The following is a 3,455-nucleotide window of genomic DNA, read 5'->3' as shown; positions in this document are numbered from 1 at the left end:
ACGGGTCTGACCCGTTACGTAACGCTCGGGCGGACATGGCACGATCGGGCGATGACGTTTCGTACCGAGATCGACACCCGCGCCGACGGCAGCGTGGTGGGGCCGTACCGCTCACCGGCGCAGATGTTGGCCGACCAGGAGTACGGCGGCCATGCCAGCGTGCACGACGACGCAGAAGCGGCCAAGCTCGGACTCGCAGGTGCTCCGATCGAAGGTCCCACGCACTTCAGCCAGTTCGATCCGCTCGCCGTCGAACGGTGGGGCCAGCGTTGGTTCGAACGGGGGTGCATCTCGTCGCACTTCGTGAACATGGTGGTGGCCGGTGAGGAGGTCCAGGCCTCGCTCACCGCCCACGGTGACCACTCCGCATCGATCAACGCGGTGAAGCACGACGGGACACCGGTCCTCACCGGTACCGCGTCGATCGGAACCGACACGTCGACCGAACTCGACGCCCGCCGAGAGCGTGGACTCGGCGATCCCGGCGACCTGTACATCGTCGACCAGCTCGCGATCGGGATGTGCAGCGATGCGGTCTCGGTCTCGATGGGGTTCGACTCGCACAACGGGGCGCTGTATCCGTTCACGCTTGCCGACAAGCTCGACAAGATCACGGAGCGATCGTCGTGGTACGAGCCCGACGGCGACTCACCCTGGGGGAGGCCGATCGTGCCGACGGAGATGATCAGCGTCCTCGCACACCAATCGGGAGCGCACTTTCCCGTGCGTGGCCCGGCGGTCGGGCTGTTCATCGATCTCGAGGTGCGCTTCGTCGACGGACCCGTCTTCGTCGACACCGAGTACGACGTGGTCCACACCGTCGTCGGGATCGGGCAGAGCCGAGCCGTGGAGTCGTACTGGACGGAATCGACGATCGTCGACCCGACGGATGGTCGTCACGCTGCAACGGTGTTGCTCCACCAGGGCGTGTTCAAGGCGTCGTACGCCGACTATCCCACTTCCGACGGGTAGACCACACCGAGCTGGCGTCGAATCTCGTCCATCAGCTCCATGTTCGCGAGCGTGGCCGACCAGGTCTGCTGGTCGCTCTCGATCCGGCCCGCAAAGATGCATTCCATCGCGTGCTCGGCCTCGTGGGCGAGGCCCCGGTTCGGAGCGTCGATGCGGAGCGGGGCCGAGCCGTCGTGGCGGGTGATCGTGAACTCGGACGCGTGCCAGAACGGTGCAGCGACCGTGATCAGCCCTTCGGTTCCGACGATCCGAGCCGTGTGATCGGACACCGCATCGAGCGATGACGTGAACGTGGTCAGCGCACCGGATGCATGACGCATGACGCCGGCCAGCAGCCCGTCGACACCCTGATCGGTCAGCCGGCCCAGCACCTTCACATCCGTCGCCTCGCCGAGCAGGAACCGGCCGATCGACAGCGGATAGATCCCGACGTCGAGCAGCGCTCCACCGGCGAGATCGGGACGGCGATGTCGCCCGTCCTCGTCGAAGACCGGGATGCAGAAGTTCGCATCGACGCTGATCACCTCGCCGATCACCCCCTGCTCGACCCGCTCACGGAGCTGCTGCCACGCGGGCATGAACCAACTCCACATCGCCTCCATCACGAAGCGGTCGTTGCGAATCGCGGCGTCGATCATCTCGACGGCCTCGGCCGCATTGATCGCGAACGCCTTCTCGCAGAGGACGTGCTTGCCCGCGTCGAGCGCGGCGATCGTCATCGCGTGATGTTCGCTGTGCGGGGAGCCGATGTAGATGATGTCGACGTCCGGATCGGCGCACAATGCGGCGAACGACCCGTGGGCGCGTGCGATCGAGTGCCGTGCGGCGAACGCATCGGCGCCGGCCTGGCTCCGTGATCCGACGGCGACGAGATCCGCCCCGTCGATCGTCGCCAACGCTTCGGCCATCGCGCCCGAGATCTTGCCGGTCGCGGCGATTCCCCATCGAAGAGTGTCCGTCATCCGCTGGAACCTACCCGCGGTGGACGAGGCGGTGAGCGAACCGCCACGCCTGCGCCGGATCGCTCACCGGTTGCGGCCCCGGCCGGTGATCCGCAGGGTGCTGAGCAGTTTGGTCAGTCCCTCGAACGCCTTGACGGAGCCGGTTCCACCGCTCATCGACACCAGGAACCTCAACGGCGCCTCGCGGATCATCCGGTCGCTCAGCATCGCCAGAACAGGGTCGGGGGAGTCGCCGAGCATCTTCGCGGCTTGTCGTTGGGCGATCCTGAGGAAGCCCGACCGGGCGACGCGACCGAGGCGGGTCGCACCGAGCTCGTCGACGACGGTGTTGACGGTGAACGGAAGCACCGGCGTCGGCGCAGGAATCGGGCGACCGAGCATCGCCTCGAACGCCTCGTCGTCGGCCACGAACCGACTCCGACCGGGGCCCCGCCCTCCGCTCGGAGCGCGGTCGAGGACCTCACCCTCGATGTCGACCGTGATCCGGTGCCGCACGTCGCGTGATGACGCGGCGAGCAGGAGTTCGTACCGTCCGGTCTCGACCCTCCACCGGTTCGCATCGACATCGAAGAAGGAGAACGCTCGCTCGTCGAGCGCCAGCCCGACGGTGTCCGAGCCACCGGAATCGAGATGCACCTTGGCGAATGCACGCAACTCCCGGTCGGGTCGGTCGATCGTCGACTCGAGATGGCGGACGTACAGCTGCACCACGTCGCTCCCACGACGCTCGCCGACGTTGGTGACGGTCAGCTCGACGCTCAGGTCACAACCCGCCCCGGAAACCACCGGGTCGGTCCACTCGAACGTCGTGTAGCACAGCCCGTGACCGAAGGCGAAGTGTGGCGCGACGTCGGCCGAGTGATGGAAGCGGTAGCCGACGTAGAGCCCCTCGCGGTACTGGACCTGGCGGCGCTGATCGTGGAAGTTCTCCTCGGACGGAAACACCATCGAGGCCGGAAACGTCTCGGCGAGGCGTCCGCCCGGCTCGACATCGCCGACGAGCACGTCGGTGATCGCTCCGCCACCGGCCTGCCCACCGAGATACGACTCGACGATCGCAGCCGGTCGGTCCGCCCACGGAAGCAGCACGGGGGCACCGTTCGCCAGCACGACGACGGTGCGCGGGTTGGCAGCGCAGACAGCCGCCACCAGTTCGTCGTGCCCCGGCGGGAGGCCCAGCGAGGCGCGATCACAGCCCTCCGCTTCGGCGATGCTCGGGAGGCCGACGAAGACGATCGGAACGGTGACCGATCTCGCGATGTCGATCGCGTCGCGGAGCTGCTCGGCGTCGGAGACGCCGGTCGCCGGGTCGTACCCGGCGGCGTAGGCGACACGGCCGGTGAACCGCTCCTCGAGATGGCGCCGGGCATCGTCGAGGCGGGTGGGCACGACCTGCGAGCTCCCGGCGCCCTGATACCGCGGGTGGTCGGCGAAGGCACCGATGATGCCGATGTCGGTGTCCTCGGAGAGCGGGAGGACTCCGTCGTTCGTCAGCAGCACGGTTCCGGCCGCCGCTGCCGC

Annotated in this window: 3 protein-coding genes; 1 reads left to right on the top strand and 2 read right to left on the bottom strand. The window is 67.7% G+C overall.

What is annotated here, in order from left to right:
* Positions 1–51 precede the first annotated feature (51 nt).
* Complete coding sequence (locus WBV89_RS11030; RefSeq protein ID WP_423981399.1) at positions 52–972, top strand: hypothetical protein; 921 nt, start codon at positions 52–54, stop codon at positions 970–972.
* Here the strand turns inward: WBV89_RS11030 and WBV89_RS11025 are convergent.
* A complete protein-coding gene (locus WBV89_RS11025) occupies positions 951–1,934 on the bottom strand; it encodes a Gfo/Idh/MocA family protein (RefSeq protein ID WP_423981398.1) in 984 nt (327 codons plus the stop codon). The genes WBV89_RS11030 and WBV89_RS11025 overlap by 22 nt on opposite strands.
* 63 nt (positions 1,935–1,997) lie before the next feature.
* Positions 1,998–3,455 (bottom strand): glycoside hydrolase family 3 C-terminal domain-containing protein (locus WBV89_RS11020; RefSeq protein ID WP_423981397.1); only part of this gene is annotated, 1,458 nt, incomplete at its 5' end.

The sequence above is a fragment of the Ilumatobacter sp. genome (genome assembly GCF_049588435.1).
Taxonomy (GTDB): domain Bacteria; phylum Actinomycetota; class Acidimicrobiia; order Acidimicrobiales; family Ilumatobacteraceae; genus Ilumatobacter_A.
Note: the sequence above shows the minus strand (reverse complement) of the source record. Positions and strands in the feature narration are given on the sequence as shown.

What these genes read in the sequence shown, in the direction of transcription:
- WBV89_RS11025 (WP_423981398.1), bottom strand. Translation starts at nt 1,934, where the DNA reads ATGACGGACACTCTTCGATGGGGAATCGCCGCGACCGGCAAGATCTCG.
- WBV89_RS11030 (WP_423981399.1), top strand. Translation starts at nt 52, where the DNA reads ATGACGTTTCGTACCGAGATCGACACCCGCGCCGACGGCAGCGTGGTG.